Below are 22,717 nucleotides of genomic sequence, written 5' to 3'. Positions count from 1 at the left end.
TACGAACAAGACTGTTACTTGCTTAACAAATAGCTAGGCATTTTATAGACGTGCCTGCGATGGTAGGAACGCAATTGGGTTCACGGCACCCTTACCTGCTGGGTGGACTTCAAAGTGGCTGTGAGGTCCAGTGCTAAAACCAGTGCTACCCATAGCAGCAATAGTTTGCCCTTGTTCCACTTGTTGACCTACTTGCACTAAAATTCGGCTATTGTGACCATAACGAGTCATACTCCCATCAGGATGACGGATATCAACCACATTGCCATAACCACCGTTGTTCCAACCTGCTCTTTCTACCACACCGGGAGCAGAAGCATAAATTGGTGTGCCTACACCGTTAGCAATGTCAATACCTCTGTGCATTCTGCCCCAGCGCCAACCATAGCCAGAGGTGAGGACACCCTTAGCAGGCCAAATGTAAGATGCTGAAGAGGTAGATTGAGGATTACTATTTTGGTCAACATTTTTAGGCAGATATAAATCAACTGCTGCCAATGGTGGTAATGCTGGGGATACTCTGGTTCCTCGCAATTTACCCAAGGAGTCGGTCGAGTTAACACCAGCAGAAGGAACAACCAATCTGATGCCAGATGAGTTATTGCGAGCAAAATTACCAGATGAAGTTGTTTGATTGGGCAGGAACTCTGGGTTAATTGGCTCGTTCATGGGACGAGCAGCACGCAATTGGGGCTTAACAGGTTGTTCTCTGTAACTGGGTAGTATTGGTGTTGGTACAGGAATTGCTACCGCATTCCGTTGAGAATTAACTCTAGAGGGGGCAAATTGATTGCCTGTCTCGATGACAACGGGCGCTGTGGCATCATCGGTTGTACTCGCTGTTTGTACAGTTACACCAGACTCTTGAGCGCGATATTTTTCGCGTAATCTCTCAATTTCTGCTTGTAAGCTGCGGAGACGTTCGTTACCTTTGACCTTGGCTACCTTTTGAGGTTGTTTTTGAGCCGTTGGGATTTTGGTGACGCGATCGCGTGATGGAGTCTCACCACCCACACCATAACTGATAGAGGAAGAGAGGTCATTTTCTCCCGACTGTAGCTGATTATCCTGAGCTACGGGGACAGGAATACTCACGCTATTGGTAGTAGCAGCCGGAGTATTAACCTGAAATTGATTTTCCTGAGCTTCTGGGACAGGAATACTCACGCTATTGGTGGTAGCGGAAGTTTTGGTCTGAAATTGATTTTCCTTAACTGTGGGAATAGAAATAGCAACACTGCTGTTATTTCTTACTCCTGATGGCTGTGAAACTTGAGGTAGATTGGCATCTAAATCAAGTTTGTTCACAGGAGAACTAGGAACTGTGGCAATATTGTTGGACTGGACGAAAGTACGCACAGGTACAGTTGACTGGTCGTAATTGCTCCGTTCTGCTCTAGCTGTGGGAATAATCAGTTGTTGACTGATTTGTAATTGATTGGGGTCTGCTAGATTATTAGCTTTAACTAGTTCTGAGACTGAAATACCGTAATTAGTGGCAATCTCAGCTAATGTATCTCCTGGTCTAACTTCATAGGTTGTCCCAAATGATTGGGCAACAACTCTAGGTGCAGCTGGTGCAGATGATGTTAACTTCTGCATTCCTGCACTTGTTTGTTTTTCCTCTTTTAACCTGGAGATCAAACTAACTTGGCTGCTATCTGTTGCTTCTTCTTCCGACTGTGCTGCTACAGTTTTGTCAGCTACAGTTGTTGGTTGTGCTATTTCAATACCAGCTTGTGTTAGCTTTTGAGTTTCCTCAGACCGCAACTCGGCTAAACTATTTTTTAATCGGTTTGATTTTTCCTGTAAGCGATTCAGGGCGAATTCTTGCTGCGCTTTGAGTTGTGCATCAACATCATTGCTGACTGTGTTTGCTGATTCCACAATTACGGTTGTGGGTTGAGAGCCTGCAACACCTTGACTGCTGGATAGTTGTTGTACTCTGATTTCAGGTAATTGGTTGGCTGTTTGTAATCTGGATTGAACTGAGTTAGTATTCAATCCCTGATCTACTTGGGATTGCAAGTAGATGGCATTTTTGTCAGCTTCTGATGTAGGAATTTGGACAGCCATTTCATTGGCTGTAATCGGCCATTTAGCTTCAAGCCCAGGCACTTGCGAAACTGCTGTTGGTTCCAGAATAACAGGATTTTCAGGCAACCTCGCTGAAGAGACTGCTTGGGACTCCAGCTTGGTGGCGGCAAATTTTATCTCAGTGTCAGAAACAGCAGGAATCGTTGAGGCTGCTTTTTGACTGCCAACAGGAGCCGCTGCTTGGGCTTGATCGCTTTGTCGAGTCACCAAAAGGCTGGTTGCGCCCATTGAGATTGCCAAGCCTATCATAGCGGCTTGGGTTCTAGCCCGGCGGTTTGCTTTATGATTTGTCTCGTTTAACTGCTCGACCGGGGCAGCATCGCTGTTGGGGTTATTGTTCAACACAGCCTTTACTCTCTTTTTCAATGCTCGTTTCAAAGACGACCTCCTATGATCACGCTTCGCTTAATTGACCTTGATTTTTTTAGTTGGATATTAATCCATGATTGAGATCACATCAAACGATATATCAAGATCACTTTCACCAGAGATACTTAGGCAAGATTAACCTGCTTCTCTGATTTAGACAAGTTCATACTTGTTAGTAAAACTTAAAATTTTTGTATTGACTTGTCTGTCACCACTCCTCATAAAACACAGAATTGTTCGTTGTTGACAGTTATCGTTGCTGATTTTGCTTTGCCAGCAGGATTCAGACAAATATGATAGCTTTGCTGAGTCCAATTTGGCTGTTGGCATTTGGTCTGCGGCGATTTCTGACAAAACGATGTTCCTGCTGTAGATATTTTCTAGGTTTTTTTATTCAATCAGTCTTATCAACTGGAGACTTTACGTTGTTTCTTCCCTAAAAAACAACCGTACAAATTACTAAGGATTTTTGAATCCTATGATTGTGTCTAAGGATACAAATAGCTAAGATGCTTTCCAGTAAATGCTTTGATTGATTTTATCTCCAGGCTAGACAGAATTTGAATTCACTAAAATCTATCATTGACTATTCACTAGGAATCAAAGTTAATATACAAATTTCTTATATATCTCTTATGCAACTAATCTGGTTTTTTTTACTGAGGTAGAAAGGGTATTGGTACTTGACCGCACTGATGATTACTTTAGGTATTATTCCGGATTTTTTTGGGAGGTCACTTAAATATGTTAGATATGACTATACCAGTTGGAAGTTGAGGTTTTAGACGGTGAAAGATTGATTTTATGGGCTTTTTGGCTTTTTCTCTGGAGCTATGATTGTTGAACCTCTATAAGTTTTTATACCTAAACAATTTTTAACTATTGTAAACAATTTCTTTAATATTATTGCTATTATTGCTTTGCTATGTGTGGAACTTAAGTTAAATAGCCTAACTGACGGCGGGCTTCAAATAAGCCGATCGCTACACTGACGGATAGATTTAAGCTACGAACTCCGGGTTCATGCATGGGTATGTAGAGTGTGGAGTCACAGGTACTGAGAACGGTTGCTGGTAAGCCCGTGGTTTCACTGCCATATAATAGCCAATCATCGGCTTGAAATTGATAATTGATATAGTTAAAACTGCCACGGACGCTAAAGCCTAACAATCTGCCGCCGCGCTGCTGATGGATGGTTTGGAATGCTTCTATAGATTCGTGATAGTGGAGTTTAACATAAGGCCAGTAGTCTAAACCTGCTCTTTTGAGGTAGCGATCGCTAATTTCAAAGCCTAAAGGACCAACTAGGTGTAATTCTGTGCCTGTAGCGGCACAAGTACGGGCAATATTACCTGTATTTGGTGGAATTTGTGGGTTAACTAAGACTATTTGGGGCATATAACAATTAAAAATTCAAAACTCAAAAACTTGTAAGTAAGGAGGAAATATCAGGATTGATGAGGATATGAAACAAAATGTACCCCAAGATAGAGTGAGATGATCTATAGGTTTTGTTAATAGGCACTAATCGCTGGGGAAAGATTAGATTTTTAAAATTAAAAATGAGGAAAAAAGAGGGGGGAGGAAGAGAAATTTTTCTCCATCTTCCCAATCCCCAGTTCTGAATTGCTTCTAACCAACCAAAGAGGAACATAATTTGTTTTCTAGTTCCTGTTCTCGTAGTTGGGTGGCAATAATTGCCTGGTTAATGACACGGTGGGCATCAACACCAACTTTGTGTAGTTGTAACCACTGTTGGGCTTCGTTACCTTCGCGGAGAATTTTGTGTAAGGGAGAAAGAAAACAACTGAAGCCTTGTTGTTTGGCTATGCCCCAAACTTCTTGATATAGTTGGGCGATCCAGTCTCTGGCGAGTATGGTACTACCATCTTGCCAATGTTGCAATTGGGCATCCAGACTGGATGTGGCTGCTGCCATTTCATTTTTAGCGGTTAAGGTAATTAGTTCTTCTGGGGATAAACTGCTTTGGGTGAGGGGGTCGATGTTGGGGTTGTCGATAATTTGTAGCAATCGTGCTTCCAGGAGGGCGGTAATTGCTAGTAAGGAAATGGGATCTGTGACTAAATCACAAATTCGCAGTTCTAGACGATTTAAATTATAAGGACGGCGATCGCCATTTGGTCGTACTGATGTCCACAGATGCCTAACGTTTTGCATTGTTCCGGCTTCTAGCTGTGCTTCTACCCATTGAATATGATGGGCATGACTGGCAAATAAGGGTACATGATTGGGGGTTTGAGGGAAGAGTCCCCAACGGGTAGAATGATAACCTGTGGCTTGACCATCTAAAAATGGTGATGAGGCACTTAGAGCAAGAAATAAAGGTGCTTCCAGACGAATAATTCGACAGGCACGCATTAATATTTCTGGGTCGCTGATGCCAATATTAATATGTACACTGGCGGTGACTACTTTTGTGCCGTAGGTTTGCTCAATGTAATCATGATAGGGGTTAGTTGGGTCAGAACGATGAAAGCGATCGCTCCCACCCAAGGATAGGGTACTGCCTGGTATTAATGTGTAATTGTTCAATCGCTGCAAATATTTACGCAACTCCTGCCGAGGACGCAGCAACCCACACAATTGAGAATCATAATTCGTGGATGGATTAGTTATGTACTCTACGTTGCGGCTATCTGGCTCCCGCATAAATCCTTGCAAATCCGTGATGATTTGGTCGGAGAGTCCGACAATTTCACCTTGAGGCGTGCCAGTATACATCTCAATTTCAAAGCCTTTTGTTAAGACCACTTTTTTTTTCCTCGGCTCTCCTTATTTGCATAAATTGTATCGAATTAGACGATTTTTTGCATCTGGGTAATTGGGGGCAGGGTGTAGAGGGAGAATAGCAACTGAGAACTGACTAATTACGAATTTTTTTGATTAAGAATTGCTTCCCGTTCCAAATTGATGGTTGCTTCTGATAATTCAAACAATGCTTCCAAGGAAATTTTACCTTCCTTGAGTAGGGAATTTAGCATATTGGACGGAGTTTCTAAAATTCGCTTACCGCTGCGGATTTGAATATTTAATTTATCTGCAATTACATCGAAAATCACTAACAGAGATATAGTTTTCCAAAATGTTTGAGTTGGTGGTATGACCTTGAAAGCAGTAACTAATTTCCCCTCTTCTGGTACATGAAACGCCAAACCTGAATCCTGAATCATCTGCTGGATTTTATCCAGTGCAAAAGCAGAAATTTGGTTAATTTTTTGTTCCATATTTACAAACGTTGCTAAATCAGGTAATTTGATTGTAGCATCATTTAAAGACTCTGCTTGAAAATTTACTGTTCCATCTAAAGAACTAGTAATAGCATAAACTTGAACTGCATAAGGTGGTTGTGGCACAGTTCCTTTTTCATAAAATGAGCGTCCTTCCTCAGTTACTGTAATTGGTGATTTTACCACCAGAGTTTGTAATGCTTGAAGATTAGAAATTGTACTTTTGACAAACACAGAATCTAGCCCAAGTACAGATGCTAATTCATCCGCTGTCGGTGGAGTTTCAAATTCAATACCTGCACGAATGATAAATTCTTCAAGAACATTAAATTGACGTGGTTCTTTGATAGTTAATTCAACAGTATTTTGACGTAAACTATAGCGAAGTTGACGGGCAGCAAAAACTACAAAATTAGGAGTTTCTGTTTCAATTTTTGTAACTAAATTTTTGAGACTATCATCAATAGGTCTATTAGCAGAAGTAGGAAACATCAATAAAACCTCCATGATGATTAACAATATTTGCCACTTCCGAATACATACCACCAACTGTACCTGGCTTACTAGTGAATAAATCGTGACAACCGACAATTACCAGCAGTTCTTGAGCGCGGGAAAAAGCCACATTTACCCGTTCTGGCTTTTTAGCAAATCCCACATCTCCCTGATAATTATTCCGCACCATACTGACAATCACAACTGGTCTTTCCATTCCTTGGAATCTGTCAACTGTACCTGTTCTAATTTGCAAGGAAGGGAAAAGGTTAGATTGCAAACGTTCATCAATTTTTCTGAGTTGAGCGCCATAAAATGTAATTACAGCTATTTCCTTTTTTGGTTCACCATTAGCAATTTTATAACTCCAAGCATTTTCAAATTGCTGACATATTTTTTCTATGACATCAATTTCTTTAACATTAAAAAATGAAGTTCCCAAACGTTCTTCTTGAAATACATTTTCTCTGGGCGTTTTTACCCAAATTAAATGGTGTTCTGGTTTAATGATTTCCCCTGCTAGATAATGAGCGCGTTTAGTATCAGGTTCTAAAATACCACATTCTAATTTACCATCATAAAATTGATTGATTGCTCCCATGATATTTGGGTGCATTCGATATTGGGTATTTAGCATTTGTTTGATGCTTGAATCAGCGGTTTCAAACTGACTTTTAAATAATGATTCTTCTAAAAAAAGCATTTCTTCTCTTGTATGTCCAATTTTGGCAGCAACTTCTTCAACTGTGCTAGTATCCAGCATGGGTGGTAATTGTCGATGATCTCCTACCATGACTAATTTTTTGCCTTTTAAAGCAGGAATTAGTAATTCTGGAGGAGTGCATTTACTGACTTCATCAATAATGACAACATCAAAAGACTGGAATTCTTCAGAAAAATTGTAATTTGCAGCTTGAACGCAAGTGATACCAACGACGTTAGCATTATCTAAATAAATTCGTCTCAAATCTTTACTATCACGTTCTGAAGGTTGACGTAGTTTTGTAATCCAATTTTGGACAAAATTCTGATATCTGTGCAGATAATTTTCTTCATTTTCTAGCTGTTGTTGCCAAATATCAAACCTGTTTTTAACTATGTTTAAAAATTCTAAGTTGAATAAATCAGTTTCTGGGTTTTTCGGCTTGAATTTATCAGGTATTTCTTGCCATACTAGTTCCCACCAATTACGTTCTTTGATTAAAGCGACTGGTGTCTGTAGTTGTAATTGCTGTTCTAATTCATCTATTTTAGTTTGTGCTTTTTTGAGGTTTTGCAGGGCAGATTTAGTTTCTTTTTTAATTTGCAGCAATTGTTCATTGAGAGATGCTTTGATTATTTCTAAGATAGTAAAAGGTTCTAGTGATGGAATTAATATTTCAAGTTGAATTATGGTATCTTGCCACAACTTAACTTGCTTAGAAAATTCTTGATGCTGTTCCCAAATATTTGATTGTTTGGCTAAATATTGTTGTATGAGATGATGTAATTGGACTGGTATTTTTTGTTGTTTATTTAGTTCTTCCAAGATATTGACAACTTTTATAAGTTGGGAGTTAGCATCTTGACTAGCTTTTTCTACCTGAGATTGGGTTTCCAAGATTTGTTCTTGGGTAATATCATTTTTGGGGGTTTTATCTAACTGTTGTTGTTGTTTTTGGAGAATATTAAGTTGTTGTTCAGCTTCAGTTTTAATTTTGGCAACACATTGACGGGCATTTGCTAAAATAATATCTAAGATTTCTTGTGTAATTCGAGTTAAAGTAGAGTCAATATTATTTAATTCATAAGCTGTGCTGTAGGTTTTTTTCAATTTATTTAAAAAAGTTTGGGTGTTTTCAACTAGCAATTTCCGCTGTTTAGAGGTGAGTAATTGATAATCCTCAAACTGTTGATAAATTTCTTGCCATTTTGTGCGATCGCTTTTTGATAGCACTATGGGAATTTGACTGAAATTTTGTTGTAAAAAATAACTAAAATTATGCTGTTTACCTTGTCGGTCAGTGAATTTACCCTCGATTTCATAAGAGATAGCTTTTGCTAATGGTTGCCAATCTGGAAGTTTAATTTGATAATTTTTTGGTATGAGGGGTAATTTTAAATTATTGGCAAACATCACTAAACCTAGTGGTAGATTTAGCATATTATCTGTTAGTGGTAAATTAGATTGCTGACAATCTTTTAAAATTTGATAAAGGTGGTTATAAGCTGTAGTTTTCCATTCTATAACTGCTTCGATAATATAATCAATTTCTCGTTTACGGTTCTCCCACATTTTAATAGTTGGTTGCAAGCTTTGTCCCTGATTTAGCGATTGCTGATACTCTGTTTGTAACTGATGCAAATATGTAGAACTCTGTTTGAAAATATTTACTAATTTAGCTAATTCTGACATAGCGATTGTCGCATCATTAGCATAAATTAATGCTGGTTTAAATTCAGCAATCTCTGTTGCTATAGTTTCATGTAACCAAACCGCTAAACCAAATGCACCACGTGCAGGACGAACAAAGCCAAGTACATCTGTATATTTAATCGCTTGACGAACATTTTCACGAAAATTTTCTACTTGCAGATTTCCTTCTTGATAGGGTTGAAGAAGTGGTAAAAATTCTTTAATTTCTGAAGCATCCCAATTGATATTATCTCTGGATTTGAGAACTTTATCCAGATTTTTAGTTAAGGATTCGATTGCAGCTTTTTGGGTTAAAGTTTCATTGTAGACAAGTTCTTGATTTTTACAGATTGTATCTAAATTTTCCTTCTCTTTTTTGAATTCATCTTGTTGTTGATTAAATTCTGATTCAGCTTGAAAATATTCTGCAAATTGTTGTTTGACAACTAATAATTTACGAAATATTTGGATATTTTCTTGTCGTTGAGCCAGGTTATTTTCGCAATCAGTGGCTGTATTTTCTAGCCATCTATCAATTACTTGGTCTTCTAAAAATGCTTGTCCTTCTTCACCAACTTTTTCAGCTTTTCCTTTTCTAACAGCGCGAATTACAGGGTTGTGAACTAATCGACTGAGGGCATTATCAACTGCTAAATTGGCTTGAGATGTAATTAATGTGCGTCCACCCCGTAAAGCAATTTGATAGCAAATTTCGGCTATTACAGTAGTTTTACCTGTTCCTGGTGGTCCTTGAATTAAAACTAAATCTTGGGCTGCAAGTACCTTTTCAACAGATGCTTTTTGACCTGAATTTGCAGAGGATAATAACAAATCTTTGGCTTTAAGTTTGACAGTTTTTTGTATAGGTCTAGCTTGGGAAGCGTCAAATAGGAAGTCACCTAAATAGGGATTCTGTGTGCGTCCTTGTTTTAACTGTTCTAAGGCTTTTTCTTTACGTTCAATTTGTTTGATATCACCAGCAGCATCAAAAAATAAATATCCTGTTTTTGGTAGTTGATAATTCCCTGTTTCTATATATTCAACTATATCTCGATCTATTCTGATATTGATAAGATTATGTTTTGGATCAATTTTTTCAATAGTTCCTAATTGACGACTACTGCGACGATTTTTTTCCGTGGGAATAGAATCAGAAAATTTGATATCTTGATTTTTTGCCTGTTTTACTCGTTCCCAAAAGTTATCTATTTCTAAAAAGTTCTCTTCTGACCCATCAAGGGTAGCTGAGTTGGTATTAATTTCTAAGGAAATTTCTCTTTTATTTTTACTATATTTATAATTGATGCAATATACACAAAATTGTCTAGCTTTAGCAATTCTTTCTTCAACTTTTAAAAATGCTTTCCATGCTTGTAATTGATCTTCTGTCGGTACATGATTACCGCATATTGGCATTTTGGCTATTTGTGCCAATAATTTGGGAGTTATATCAATAGGATAATGATGATTTGGAACTAATTGCAAGGGCAATGCTAAAGCATAAGCATCAGCTTGTCCCCGTGAGGGTTGTAATAAGTAAGCTGAGAGAATTTTTAACCCGCTAGAGCCATTTTTTTTGACTGCGGCTCTAAATCCTATAGTTTTATTTAATTCTTTGAGTCTTTTGGGTAAGGGAAATTCACTTTCATCAGTAGCTATTGTTAAATCCCAAATTTCTTCTCCTTGTTCTTTTGCCGCACCTTGACGACGAATATAAAATAGACAAGGTTGTTTACCTACACATTCAAAAATTAATTCGTGAGCGCGTTCTTTTCTTTCCCGAAAATCTGGATAAAATTTAACTGCTTCTTGTCCTTCAAAATGCCTAACTAAAGTATCAATTGTGGAATTTATTAAGGTGTATCCCCAGGTTTCTGAGTTGTGTTTTTTTGTTAAAATTGGCATGAATACTCCTAGATTTTTTGGTCACGCATAAGTACAAAGATTAATTTGATTGATTTTTGGAGTTAGAGATGAAATTGGTGGTAGGTTTGACTGGCTGCTCGATGTAATAGAGAATGTCTCCAAACTAGGGATTTCATATCATCTGCATAACCTCCACCGATAACGCAAGCTACTGGAAAACCAGCACTGACACAGGTGGTTAAAACTTGCATTTCTCGGCGAAAAATGCCTGTATCTGTTAGGGCTAGTTTGCCAAGTTTATCATCTATGTGGGTGTCAACTCCAGCATCATAAAATACTATATCTGGTTGAATTTGTGATAATAAATCTGGAAGGTAATTAGCTAAAGTTTGTAAATAAGCATCGTCTTCCATTCCTATGGGTAAAGGAACATCTAAATCACTTTTTTGTTTTGTTCCAGGAAAGTTAATTTCGCAGTGCATGGAAAATGTAAAAATGCTGTTATCGTTTTCAAATATGAAGGCTGTTCCATCTCCTTGATGTACGTCTAAATCGACGATTAATATCTTTTTAGCAAGTCCTAATTTTTGCATAACGCGAGCAGCAATTGCTAAATCATTGAAGATACAAAAGCCTGACCCATAATCGGGAAAAGCATGATGTGTTCCACCAGCAGTATTACAAGCTAAACCTTGATTGATTGCTAATTTAGCAGTTAATATTGTTCCCCCTACTGCGACACAGGTACGATTTACTAAAGTTGGACTCCAAGGTAAACCAATGCGTCGCTGTGCTTTTGGTTCTAATGTTCCTTGGCAGTAAGCTTGAACGTAATTTGGGGTATGAACTAATTCAATCCACTCTTGGGGTGGACGTTCAGGAATGTGAAATTGTTCTGGTTGTGCTACTCTTTCATTTAACAGCAATTCATAGAGTTGTCGGAATTTAGACATCGGAAAGCGATGCCCTGGTGGTAGAGGAGCTATATAATCTTGATGGTAAATGATGGGTAAATCCATTGCTTAGGCAAGTTACACCGTTAAATTTTTAGGTCAACAACTACTCAGGATATGTGTAGAAAGTTTCTCTGGAGTGAGAGTGGTATCAATTTTAAAATTGTTCCAAAAATAACGCGATTACATAAGTGATTTTTGCAAAAATGGACAGTTTTTTTTTGAACAGAATACTATTATACATAGATTTTATACCGAATTAAGATGAAGCTACATAGAATTAAGATTTCCAGAATAATTTACCGCAGATACACGCAGATAAAGACGGATGAATTAGTCACCTGTCACCTGCTATATCACTATTTTGTTAAATGCTGACTTAATGCTGATAACCTAATTTGGAAGTTTTTAATTCACAATTATCTATGATGCAATGGATTATCCCGCTTGGATTTATTTTAGCTGGCTTACTAGCTGGATTAATTGGGGAAAAGGTTTTTTTCAAAAAGCTCAACACATTTGTTGCTAATAAACAAATCCCTGGTAGTCAGATTATATTTCTATCACTGCACAGAATGACGTTTATCTGGTTTGTTCTGGCAGGTTTTTTTTGGGCTATTCTGAGTTCTCCTCTTAAACCAGATATTATCAATGTTCTGCAAAAAGTTCTAACGATAATTTTGCTTTATTCGGTGACGTTAGTTTTGGCTAGGTTAACATCTGGTTTTGTAACTTTATTCGTGCAGCGAACTGAAGGAGTTTCTACATCACTACTTTCTAATCTGGCTAAAATTGCGGTTTTAGTTTTGGGAACGTTAATTTTACTGCAAACTGTGGGTATTCAAATTACTCCCATAGTGACTACATTAGGAATTGGAGGTTTAGCGGTAGGTTTAGCTCTCCAGGATACTCTTGCTAATTTATTTTCTGGTTTTTATTTAGTTATTTCTAAACAGGTGAGAACTGGAGATTATGTAAAATTAGATGATGGTCATCAGGGTTATGTTACAGATATTACTTGGCGAAATACGACGATCAAGGAAATTTCTAATAATGTGATTATTGTTCCTAATTCTAAGTTGGCTTCGGCAATTTTTACCAATTACCATCTCCCAGCTAAAGAAATTACTTTGACTATGAATGTGGGTGTAAGCTATGATAGCGATTTGGATTTAGTAGAAAGAGTAACTGTGGAAGTTGCTAAAGAGGTGATGCAAGAAATTGCTCCAGGATTAATTGAAACTGAACCTTATATGAGGTTTCATACTTTTAATGATTTTAGTATTGATTTTACTCTTTATATGCGTGTAAGCGAATTTTTTGACCAGCGAATTGGTAAACATTTGTTTGTAAAGAAGCTACATAAACGCTATCAGCAGGAAGGAATTCAAATTCCTTTTCCTGTGCGAGATGTTTATATGCACAATAACTGAATTAATACTGGGGATTTTTGGGGATGCTAGTACAAAATGTGATATTTTATACAAAATATTTTTTGGAAATTTGCTTATGTAAATTGATTTAAAATTTTCTGGGAAAAAACTGGGAATAGATTATATAGTGATGTATCTCTCAATCAGGTTCTGAAAGTTACAGTTACTCATGGTTATACTTGTATGTATACAGTTGATATTGAAACTCAACTTCATGCCTTGCGTCCAGGCGATCGCATTAGATATTCTAATGTAGATTGGGATATCAGAGATTATAGTACCTATCAAGACCCCGAAGGTTATCAAACAGATGAATGGTTGCTGAAATCACAAAGTGGGTCGGAATATTATTTACTGCGGGAATACGACCCCACCCAGGAAATAAACACTGTCACTTGGTATATCTCCAACCAGTTGCAAAATGTGCATTTATATTTGCCAGACTCTAAAGAAGATATAGTGTCAGCGTCTAGATTATGGCAAGAAATGCAAGCATTAAGTACCCCATATCCAGAATTGAAACTTTTCTATAAATCCTATTATTTTGAGTCGCAAACTGAGGGAAGTTATGATTCTCAAGGAAAAACAAAATCTCGAATTACTTGGGATTATTGGGATAAAGACCATTTGACAAATTTAGCAATAGAAGCTTTTCCCAATCTACAATTAGATATTTACTCAACCAAGATAGTTAAGCCTGAAGATTTTTCTAAAATCCAAAAAGGAGTGGGTAAAAATCGGCAGCTAATAAATTTTACACCACAGAAAATTACTGAATTGATCATGGCATTATTAGTTTTAGCGACTGGAATATTTCTAATTATCTTTGGATAAATTTTCTATGAATAATTCTTTATTTATTGAACAACATGATGATGGTATTGCCTTTTATATCAATGGGGATTTGCAGTTTGATACTACTGATGAAGCAATATATCATGAATATTTGGTAATTCCTGCTATCTCATTGGCAATTCAGAGATTTCCTCATACAGATTTGCGGGTTTTAATTTGTGGTGGTGGTGATGGATTAGCTGCTAGAGATGTATTACGTTTTGAGCAAGTTAAAAAAATAGATTTAGTAGATTACAATCCAGAGGTTTTAGAATTAGCTAATACAGTTTTTAAACCTTATAACTTGGGAAGTCTAGAACAGGAAAAAGTGACTGTCTACACTCAAGAAGCTTTTGAATTTGTTAGCAAATTAAACGCTGATTATTATCACGTTGTCATTTGTGATTTTACTTATCCTAACTCTTCAGAAGAAACAACAATATATAGTCAGGAGTGGTTTAAAAAAATTAATCTGGTTATAAGTCACTCTGGAATAATTGCTACTAATGCCGTTTCACCCTATAAAAATAATCATGCTTTTTGGTGTTTATATCAAACATTACTATCAGCAGATTTATTAGTTAAACCTTTACAAATTGATATTCCTTCATTTCGTGATCACGGTTATGGTAATTGGGGTTTCTTTTTAGGATCATCATCAGTGGTATTGAGAGAAGAAATTGAAAATATTTATCTACCTAATAATTTAAATGCTATAAATCATCAACAGCTACTATCAGCGTTTATTTTTGATGAGGGAATAGCAGGATCTCGTGATCAAGTTACGATTCACTCTTTGGAAAATGAAAAGTTATTTTATTACCTGCTTAATTATTCAGATAAGCAAAAACAAATATCTTTAAATTCAGGTGAATATCTAGATTTTTTAGATATTAATGAACAGGTAAATGCACAAATAGGAGACGATAATTCCCTAAATTTAGAATCAGTTGCTAAGTTTTGGTTGGAAAATATTTACGCTGCTCCCAATGCTGAAAAGACCTTACCAGATATTCATCAATATTTACCTGTACGTCATCGCTATCATAATTCTAAGATGACAACAGCATGGTTATCACATCTTCAGGAATTATTATCAGAAATAGACGTTAAACAGTTACTAAATAGTTTACTATCGAGAGCGCAGGAATTACCACCACACATTGCTAATGAATTGAAAAATTTAGCTGATAAAATTAGCTCAAATCAGCCGCTAGGAAAACTAAATCCTAAAATGGCTGAATTTATTGCTCTGTTATCAGTAACGTTGTTAATGGCTAATTTAGTAGCACCAGATTCTGTATTTGCTAAAGGCTCATATTCCGGTAGTAGTAATAGTTCTGGGGATAGCACTGATGATTTAAAAGGTTTTGGTTTTGTATTAACTTATCTTGGAGGTTATTGGTTATATAGCATTATTAAACGTTTACGGAATGGTAATTAATGAAGATTGATAATGATCTCAAAACTACCGTCATTGAAAATGGTTTCTCCTTAACTGTTAGAGAATTAACAACTGTCGAAATTACAACTTGGGATTTGCTGGTTAAATCTGCTCAATTTGGTTGTTTTATGCAAACTTCTATTTGGGCTGATTTTAAAGAATTGGAAGGTTATAAAACCTTTCGCTACGGATTATTTTTAAATAATGAGTTAGTCGGTGGTTGCATTTATTATTTATATCCTCATACTAATAAAGCTAATTTATTAATTGCTCCTGGTGGCCCTATATTACCAAAAATTGATGCGGAAAGAGGAATACATTTATTGTTGGAGATAGGCAAAATTTTAGCCAAGGAACAGGGAGCAATTGCATTTCGTATTGAACCACTATGGACAGAAAAACCTAATTATCTCAATGCTTTTGTCCGCGCACCTGTTGATTTATTACCATCTGAATCTTTATTAATTGATTTACGCCCAAATACAGAGCAAATTTTAGGGGGAATGAAGGCTAAAGGGCGCTATAATATCCGGCTAAGTCAACGTTATGGCGTGAAAGTAGAGTTTAGTAATGATTCCCAAACTATTCCTTTATTCTATGATTTATTTTGGGAAACTGTACAGCGTCAGCAGTTTTTTGGTGAACCTTATGGCTTTTTTATCAATCTCTGTCAAACTTTATTTGCAGCAAATATGGCAGAAATTGGTTTAGCTACCTGGAATGGAGAAATATTAGCAGCTATTTTAGTAGTATATTGTGGTCATACTGCTACTTATTTATATGGGGGAACTAGCTTTTTACATAGAGAAGTAATGGCAAATTATGGTTTACATTGGCAAGCTATACAAAGGTCAAAACTTCGCGGTTGTAAATTTTATGATTTTTATGGTTTTACTCGTGATACTAATCACAGTTACGCAAAATTTTCTCAATTTAAGAGTCAGTTTGGCGGTATACCTGTAACCACTATTGGCGCTCATGATTACTTTTTTTATGATCAATTAGCAGATACATTAATTAGTTTATTCCAAAATTTAATGGGTGGTAAAAATGAATGAAATTATCATAAGTTTTCTCAGCCAAGCAAGTATTATTGCTATAGAATTATTAGTTGGTTTTGGCTTATTTTGGTTGGGACAGTTAGCTTATCAAAAGTTATTTCGCATACGGTTAGAATTAAATTTAGAACTGTTTGTGAAAGATAATCCTGCTGTTGCTGTTGCCCTTGTAGGTTATTATTTTGGTATTGTGATTGCTTTGGGTGGTGTTTTAGGACAAACTGCAACTAATTGGCAGGATAAAGCGATAGATTTAGCTACTTATGGTGCAACAGTTATTGTATTTATGTTAGCTGGTGCATGGATAGGTGATAAATTAATTTTGCGTCAATTTAATTGTGAACGGGAAATTATTCAAGACCAAAATATTGGTGCTGCGAATGTGGAAGCAGGAAACCACATTGCTAATGGCTTAATTTTAAATTCAGCATTAGCTGGTGAAAGTGGTGGTTGGTTAGTTGGTTTGGTTAGTTGGTTAATAGGTTTGGGGGTGCTAGTTTTAGTAAGTTATGTCTATCCCCGTGTGACTAAATATAATGTATTTGCAGAAATTGAAAAACGCAATAACCCAGCCGCAGGAGTAGCTTTAGCTGGTTTACTTATTGCCACTGGTAACATAATCAGAGTGGCATTTTCTCCAGAATTTGAAAATTGGTTGGTGAGTTTTACTCAATATGGTTTAATTCTCTTATTTTGTTTAGGTTCTCTAATAGGAATTCGTTGGTTAGCAGATTTAATTTTAGTTCCTGGTGTAAAAATTTCTGACGAAATTGTGAATCAAGAAATACCAAATGTGGGTGCAGCTTTAATAGAAGCTTTTGCTTATATTGCTGCTTCTTTTTTAATTGCTTGGTGTTTTTGATAGTGCTTAGTTTAGAGGATGTTTGAAAAGTCCTTTTAGATTCCCCTAAATCCTCCTTGAAAAGGGGGACTTTGATTCCAGTTCCCCCCTTGTTAAGGCTACGGTATATTTTTGGTGTGACACTTGGGTAATTCCTATTAACCACTAATAGATAAATAATGCCAGTTATTTAAATATTCAGAACTGCTAATTTCTTTTGTGAGTATCTGTGTTAAAAGTTGCGCTTTTGCTAAATTATCTTTTTGATAATCACATATATGAATATCAATTGTCACTTTCGCTTGTTCTGGCCAAAAGTGGAGTGCTATATGAGATTCTGACAATAAAACAACTGCTGATATTCCTTGTGGTTGAAATGCAAAAGCTAGTTCACCAACTACATTGAATTCTGCTGTATTAGCAGCTTTTTTTAAAACTTCTATAAATTCGGTTTTCTGCCAACTATAAACAATTTGTGTAACTGGTAGAATTGCTGAAAAATGATGAGACTTAATCACTTTCTGTAAATGGAAAAGTTTTCAGTAAAGAAAGGGTGTAATGGGGTGCAGAGGTGCAGGAGAGAATTATATATTACCTCTTGCCTTTTACATTCTGTCACCTGTCACCTGTCACCTGTCACCTATCACCTGCTATATCTGGTTTAACTGGCTTAATGGTGTATTTGGAAGCGAAATCAGCGGCTTCACCAGCACTTACCAATGCTCTGTATAATAATGCACTAACTTCTGCTCTGGTGGCAACTTTTTTACCATTCAGCAATTTGATGTTGGGATAATTGACAACTACGCCATTTTGTGTTATTGCAGCGATGAAATTACGGTGTTCGCTTTTGATGCTGGAGGCATCGTTATATATTGATAGGATATCTTTTGTTGAACCGGTGAATTTATAGTTCAATCCCTTGGCTAATGTGATTAAAACATCTAAGCGAGTAAGCTTTTGTGTGGGGTTGAAGTTTTTGCTATTAAGGATGGTGAAAAAGCCCATTTCATAAGTTTCACGAATGGCATTTTCTGCCCAATATCCCTTGGGAATATCTCGAAAGGCTATTGCTGGACGAATTTTACTTTTGATAAAGGTTTTTTGTAACAGGGTGGCTAATTGGGCGCGTGTGACTGGGGCATTGGGTCGAAAAGTACCATCGGGGAAACCTTCGATTATTTCCATTGCTGCTAATTCAGCGATATAGTCTTTGGCCCAGTAGTCTTTGGAGATGTCGGAAAATGTGACTTGGATACCTTTGGCTACACCTACTGAACGATATTTACTTAATAACTGGCTGAGTTGATATGTGGGGTTGTTGGTAAGTTGGGTTAGCTGTACTAAAGTTCCAGGAAGGGCTGTTAAAGCTTTTGCTAGGCTTGAATCAACGGTGCTAATGGATTTTCCGACTAAGGCGAATTCTCCTTCGCTGAAGGATACAGGATAAACGCTGGTTTTGGCTACGTTGGAAAATCCTGCGGCTTGGTATTGGGTGATTTTAATGTTTTCTGAGGTTTCGAGAAAGGTAACTTTTTGGTTGTTGAGTCGGGTGAAGTAGTCGTAGGCAATGGTGGCATCTCTGTCAACGATGCTATCTTCGTTGTTATCAACGCCATAAAAGACGCGAACTACTTGATCTTGTCTGGGGTCGGCGGATAAAATCAAGTTGACGGCGGTGTGATAGGGTAAGCACGCAAATTCTGTGTAGCCAATAAAACGATTTTGGGTATCATATAATCTTACAACTATGCGATCGCCCAATTTAAACCCGTTCACAAATTTGGCTTTCTGCTTAATTTTATATTTGTAATCACCTAAAAATCTTTCTTTATTAAACCTGTTGCCATGTTTACCTTTAATGGAAACACGGGCAATTACTTCGGAAATTGTTCCTCCTGGTTGCCAAATATAAAGAGTAAATCCTGATTTTTCCCTCTTTACAGTGGTAGCAGTAGTAGTAGTTACAGTTTCCTCTCCAATAGTTGTTGTACTATCTGTATCTACTGTTTCACGAGTAGGTTTTTGTGCTAAAAGCTGCTGACTATCACCACTAGGTTTTGATGCGACTGTAGCAGATAAATCTGATGCTGCCAAAGTAGAATGTGTTGGCGACAACGCTATAACAGAAACTGCGGCAATAGCGACTTTCCTAAAATGAGTTAATCTACTTAGAATCATGGTATTCATCTCACACCGTATTTATGCACCTAAAATGTTAAGTAGGTAATAAGCTTACTTAACTGATTGCCTTTTTATCTAGGTGAAACTTACAGGTGATAGTGTACGTCATATATCGCTTTTTCCATAATTTTTTGTCTAGAATGCCAGGAGGATTACCATAAAGAGATAATACTTTAGGAATCTTAACTAATGACAACGATCGCAACTCAGGATTTACAAACATTAGAAAAACAGGTTTGGATTTGGCGAGGTTACAGCATTCAATATACTGTGATGGGTAGCGGTCAGCCTTTGGTACTAATTCACGGTTTTGGTGCTTCCATTGGTCACTGGCGCAAAAATATTCCCGTTTTGGCTAACGCTGGTTATCGGGTCTTTGCTTTGGATTTGTTAGGTTTTGGTGGTTCTGATAAAGCAGCCATAGATTATAGCATGGAAGTGTGGGCAGAACTATTAAAAGATTTTTGGAATGCACATATCCAAACACCAGCAATATTTATTGGTAATTCCATTGGCGCACTTTTGAGTTTAATTGTGTTAGCAGAATACCCGGAAATTGCTGCTGGTGGCGTGTTAATCAACTCTGCGGGTGGTTTGAGTCACCGTCCCCATGAATTGAACCCAGTTCTACGAGTTGTGATGGCCACTTTTAACAAGTTGGTAGCTAACCCGATTACAGGTAAATTCGTTTTTAACCGTATTCGCCAAAAATCGCAAATTCGCCGGACATTGTATCAAGTATATTGCGATCGCCAGGCGGTAACTGATGAACTTGTTGATTTACTCTATACACCATCCTGTGATCCAGGAGCGCAACAAGTTTTTGCTTCCATCCTCACAGCACCTCCCGGACCCACTCCAGAAGAGTTATTGCTTAAGGTACAATATCCTTTATTAGTAATTTGGGGTGCTAATGATCCTTGGACACCAATTACTGGGGCTAAGATTTACGAAGAGGCTTGTGAAAACGGCAAAGATATCAAAATTGTTCCTATTCCTGATGCCGGTCATTGTCCCCATGACGAAGTTCCAGAAGTTGTCAATGCTCACATCATAGATTGGTTAGCACAAAAAGTTTTGGAGTCGGTAGGGTAAAACACAAAAACCATCTGGAATTGGTAATTGGTAATTGGTAATTGATAACTAGAGAAAAACATTACCCATTACCTAATTCCTATCTCTAGAAGGGATAATATTTTTTCTGGATTTTGTCTTGACAATACCCGACTTGTGTGTATATATGATAGAATTCAATCTAAATCATGGAGATGAAAGCACTAATTCCTGCAATCATTATCCAGATTTTTCCGCAGTTGGCTATCAAGTCATTAAAGAGTTAGGACGCAACTCAGAAGGAGGACGCATTACTTATTTAGCTAATCACATCAACTCTCAGCAAAAAGTAGTAATTAAAGAATTTTGTTTTGCGGATATCACAGCTGACTGGTCTGGTGTGAAAGCCTATGAAAGGGAAATTCAGCTTTTGCAACTATTAAATCATCCCCGCATCCCTCGTTATCTAGATTCTTTTGAAACACCTGGTTTTTTCTATCTCATCCAGGAATATAAAAAAGCCCCCTCTTTGGGTTCAAAACGCTGCTTTCATCCTGAAGAAGTTAAACAAATTGCTTTGTCAATTTTAGATATTTTGGTTTATCTACAACAACATATACCTGCGATTATTCATCGAGATATTAAACCAGAAAATATTTTAGTAGATGAAAAATTAAACGTTTATCTTGTTGATTTTGGGTTGGCGAAACTCCAAGATTTTAAAATAGATTTGAGTACCTTAGTGGCGGGAACTCCAGGGTTTATACCCCCCGAAGAACAATTTGGTCATGGGTTGACAGAAGCTTCAGATTTATATAGTTTAGGTGCAACATTAATTTGCTTACTAACTAATACCCATGCTAAAGATATCAGTAAATTAATGGATGATAACTATCGCTTCAATTTTCAGAAATTACTTCCTCATCTCAGTCTAAGTTTTCGGTCATGGTTAAAAAAAATGGTAGAACCTAACCAGAAACAACGCTATGCTAATGCTGCGGACGCTTTCAGGGAACTCAAGCCAATTTGTGTGCTGGCTTCAGGTAAAAAAATAGATTATTTAGTTTCAGCAATACATCATAAAGAAACTATAGCTATGCTAGGGTTAGCTACTTTGGGAATATTAGCTACACTAGGAACTAATTTGATGGTTTATCAACCTGGTGATGCTGTTAATTCCAATGCTCAATTAAAGCTAAATATCACAGATACTTTTCCTAAAGTGCGTTGATAATAATACCACTCTTAGAGGATGTTTGAAAAATCCTTAGTAATGAATCAAAAACTTTTAGATCCCCCTAAATCCCCCTTGCGAAGGGGGACTTTGATTCTACCCCCCTTTGTTAAGGGTTAGGGGGGAATGGCTACGCCACGCTTCGCTATCAATAAGTACCTAAAGTCACAGCCAGAAACTTTTAAAACAACTTCTTAGCAATTAGAGCAGGAGTCAGAAATAAAACCTTCTTGTAGTAGGAGTTTCATTATCAATTGATGTCCTAACCACCCTGTTTACAGCAATAATACTATGATGTATACTTACTAAGTATTTTAATACAAGCAATACCAATGACTAAAAAATTAGAACCATTTCAGTTAGGGGAAAAATGGGGTTATAAAGACCAGAAAGGTCTAGAAGTGTTAGAAGCAAAGTTTGATTATGCTCGCAGTTTTTCTGAAGGTATCGCAGCAGTCAAATTCGGTGATAAATGGGGTTATATCAACGAATCAGCAGGTGAGGTTATTCCCTTTTGGTATGATAAAGCAGGTAATTTTTCTGATGGGTTGGCACGGGTGAAAGTTTCTGCACAGTGGGGCTACATTGATAAAAACAGAAAAATGGTAATTCCTCTCCAATTTGATTGGGCTGGAGATTTTTCTGAAAAAATAGCACCTGTCAGAGTAGAAGAAAAGTATGGTTTCATAAACCTTTTAGGAGAAATCGTCATTCCTTTGCAGTTTGATGGGGCATATAAATTTTCTCAAGGTTTAGCTGGAGTAAAAGTTATTAATAAATGGGGGTATATTGATAAAACAGGCAGGTTTGTAAAAGAACCATATTTTGAAGAAGCAGACATTTTTTCAGAAGGACTAGCAAGAGTTCAACTTGGTAATAAGTGGGGTTATATCAATCAAAAAGGAGAAATAGTCATTCAGCCTCAGTTTGATGAGGCAGATTCATTTGCTGATAGTATGGCAAAAGTCAAGCTGGGTGATGATGAGCGATATATAGATCCTATGGGAGATTTTATGTGGTAAATCTCTAGTGTGATTTGATTATGAGATTTACAAAACCGTAACTCTATCCTCAGCCAGATTTTTTGCTAATTTTCTACTAATTTAAATAATAACGAACCGCAAAGGACGCAAAGTACACAAAGGAAGAAATGAGGAAATATCTCAGATAGGAAAAATTAGGTTATTATTAAGGATCGTTTCACAGTGCAACT

At 36.9% G+C, this 22,717-nt stretch carries 16 protein-coding genes; 8 read left to right on the top strand and 8 right to left on the bottom strand.

Annotated features, from left to right (window positions below; genetic code table 11):
• Window positions 1-42 precede the first annotated feature (42 nt).
• The 6 genes from ACLLO5_RS10075 to ACLLO5_RS10050 form a co-directional block, all read right to left on the bottom strand.
• Complete coding sequence (locus ACLLO5_RS10075) at window positions 43-2,475, bottom strand: peptidoglycan DD-metalloendopeptidase family protein (RefSeq protein ID WP_413175308.1); 2,433 nt, start codon at window positions 2,473-2,475, stop codon at window positions 43-45.
• A 927-nt stretch (window positions 2,476-3,402) separates the two neighbouring features.
• Window positions 3,403-3,864 (bottom strand): tRNA (cytidine(34)-2'-O)-methyltransferase, encoded by a 462-nt coding sequence (locus ACLLO5_RS10070; RefSeq protein ID WP_413175307.1) that lies wholly within the window; start codon window positions 3,862-3,864, stop codon window positions 3,403-3,405.
• A 234-nt stretch (window positions 3,865-4,098) separates the two neighbouring features.
• The gene (gene gshA / locus ACLLO5_RS10065) at window positions 4,099-5,238 is read right to left on the bottom strand and encodes a glutamate--cysteine ligase (protein WP_413175306.1); all 1,140 of its coding nucleotides are present in this window, start codon (window positions 5,236-5,238) and stop codon (window positions 4,099-4,101) included.
• Window positions 5,239-5,354: 116 nt separating this feature from the next.
• Window positions 5,355-6,206 carry a hypothetical protein gene (locus ACLLO5_RS10060; protein WP_413175305.1) on the bottom strand — a complete coding sequence of 284 codons (852 nt, stop codon included), beginning with the start codon at window positions 6,204-6,206 and terminating at the stop codon, window positions 5,355-5,357.
• Entirely contained in the window at window positions 6,187-10,509 is a 4,323-nt protein-coding gene (locus tag ACLLO5_RS10055) for an AAA domain-containing protein (RefSeq protein ID WP_413175304.1), read from the bottom strand. The genes ACLLO5_RS10060 and ACLLO5_RS10055 overlap by 20 nt, the downstream gene beginning before the upstream one ends.
• Before the next feature lie 62 nt (window positions 10,510-10,571).
• On the bottom strand, window positions 10,572-11,489 hold the full coding sequence (locus tag ACLLO5_RS10050; protein ID WP_413175303.1) for a histone deacetylase: 918 nt from the start codon (window positions 11,487-11,489) through the stop codon (window positions 10,572-10,574).
• A 359-nt stretch (window positions 11,490-11,848) separates the two neighbouring features.
• Here ACLLO5_RS10050 and ACLLO5_RS10045 point away from each other — a divergent pair, with 359 nt between their 5' ends.
• From ACLLO5_RS10045 to ACLLO5_RS10025, 5 genes are all read left to right on the top strand, one after another.
• Window positions 11,849-12,856: a mechanosensitive ion channel family protein gene (locus ACLLO5_RS10045; RefSeq protein WP_413175302.1), complete on the top strand. Its 1,008-nt coding sequence runs from the start codon at window positions 11,849-11,851 to the stop codon at window positions 12,854-12,856.
• Window positions 12,857-13,039: 183 nt separating this feature from the next.
• The gene (locus ACLLO5_RS10040; protein WP_413175301.1) at window positions 13,040-13,690 is read left to right on the top strand and encodes a DUF4178 domain-containing protein; all 651 of its coding nucleotides are present in this window, start codon (window positions 13,040-13,042) and stop codon (window positions 13,688-13,690) included.
• A 7-nt stretch (window positions 13,691-13,697) separates the two neighbouring features.
• Window positions 13,698-15,134, top strand: a complete 1,437-nt coding sequence (locus ACLLO5_RS10035; RefSeq protein WP_413175300.1) for a spermine synthase — start codon at window positions 13,698-13,700, stop codon at window positions 15,132-15,134.
• Entirely contained in the window at window positions 15,134-16,192 is a 1,059-nt protein-coding gene (locus ACLLO5_RS10030) for a lipid II:glycine glycyltransferase FemX (protein ID WP_413175299.1), read from the top strand. Before ACLLO5_RS10035 ends, ACLLO5_RS10030 begins: the two co-directional genes overlap by 1 nt.
• The gene (locus tag ACLLO5_RS10025) at window positions 16,185-17,054 is read left to right on the top strand and encodes a DUF350 domain-containing protein (RefSeq protein ID WP_413175298.1); all 870 of its coding nucleotides are present in this window, start codon (window positions 16,185-16,187) and stop codon (window positions 17,052-17,054) included. The genes ACLLO5_RS10030 and ACLLO5_RS10025 overlap by 8 nt, the downstream gene beginning before the upstream one ends.
• 137 nt (window positions 17,055-17,191) lie before the next feature.
• Here ACLLO5_RS10025 and ACLLO5_RS10020 read toward each other — a convergent pair whose 3' ends face one another.
• Window positions 17,192-17,551 carry an S-adenosylmethionine decarboxylase family protein gene (locus tag ACLLO5_RS10020; RefSeq protein ID WP_413175297.1) on the bottom strand — a complete coding sequence of 120 codons (360 nt, stop codon included), beginning with the start codon at window positions 17,549-17,551 and terminating at the stop codon, window positions 17,192-17,194.
• 118 nt (window positions 17,552-17,669) lie between these two features.
• On the bottom strand, window positions 17,670-19,214 hold the full coding sequence (locus ACLLO5_RS10015; RefSeq protein ID WP_413175296.1) for an S-layer homology domain-containing protein: 1,545 nt from the start codon (window positions 19,212-19,214) through the stop codon (window positions 17,670-17,672).
• A gap of 192 nt (window positions 19,215-19,406) precedes the next feature.
• On the opposite strand from ACLLO5_RS10015, the gene ACLLO5_RS10010 reads away from it, so the two are divergent.
• The 3 genes from ACLLO5_RS10010 to ACLLO5_RS10000 all read left to right on the top strand — a co-directional run bounded on the left by ACLLO5_RS10010 (window position 19,407) and on the right by ACLLO5_RS10000 (window position 22,526).
• On the top strand, window positions 19,407-20,312 hold the full coding sequence (locus ACLLO5_RS10010; RefSeq protein ID WP_413175295.1) for an alpha/beta fold hydrolase: 906 nt from the start codon (window positions 19,407-19,409) through the stop codon (window positions 20,310-20,312).
• Between the two features lie 145 nt (window positions 20,313-20,457).
• Entirely contained in the window at window positions 20,458-21,501 is a 1,044-nt protein-coding gene (locus ACLLO5_RS10005; protein ID WP_413175294.1) for a serine/threonine protein kinase, read from the top strand.
• Window positions 21,502-21,836: 335 nt separating this feature from the next.
• Window positions 21,837-22,526 (top strand): WG repeat-containing protein, encoded by a 690-nt coding sequence (locus ACLLO5_RS10000; RefSeq protein ID WP_413175293.1) that lies wholly within the window; start codon window positions 21,837-21,839, stop codon window positions 22,524-22,526.
• Window positions 22,527-22,717: the final 191 nt, after the last annotated feature.

This window comes from Anabaena azotica SJ-1, from assembly GCF_047275885.1.
Taxonomy (GTDB): Bacteria; Cyanobacteriota; Cyanobacteriia; order Cyanobacteriales; family Nostocaceae; genus Trichormus_B; species Trichormus_B azotica_A.
Note: the sequence above shows the minus strand (reverse complement) of the source record. Positions and strands in the feature narration are given on the sequence as shown.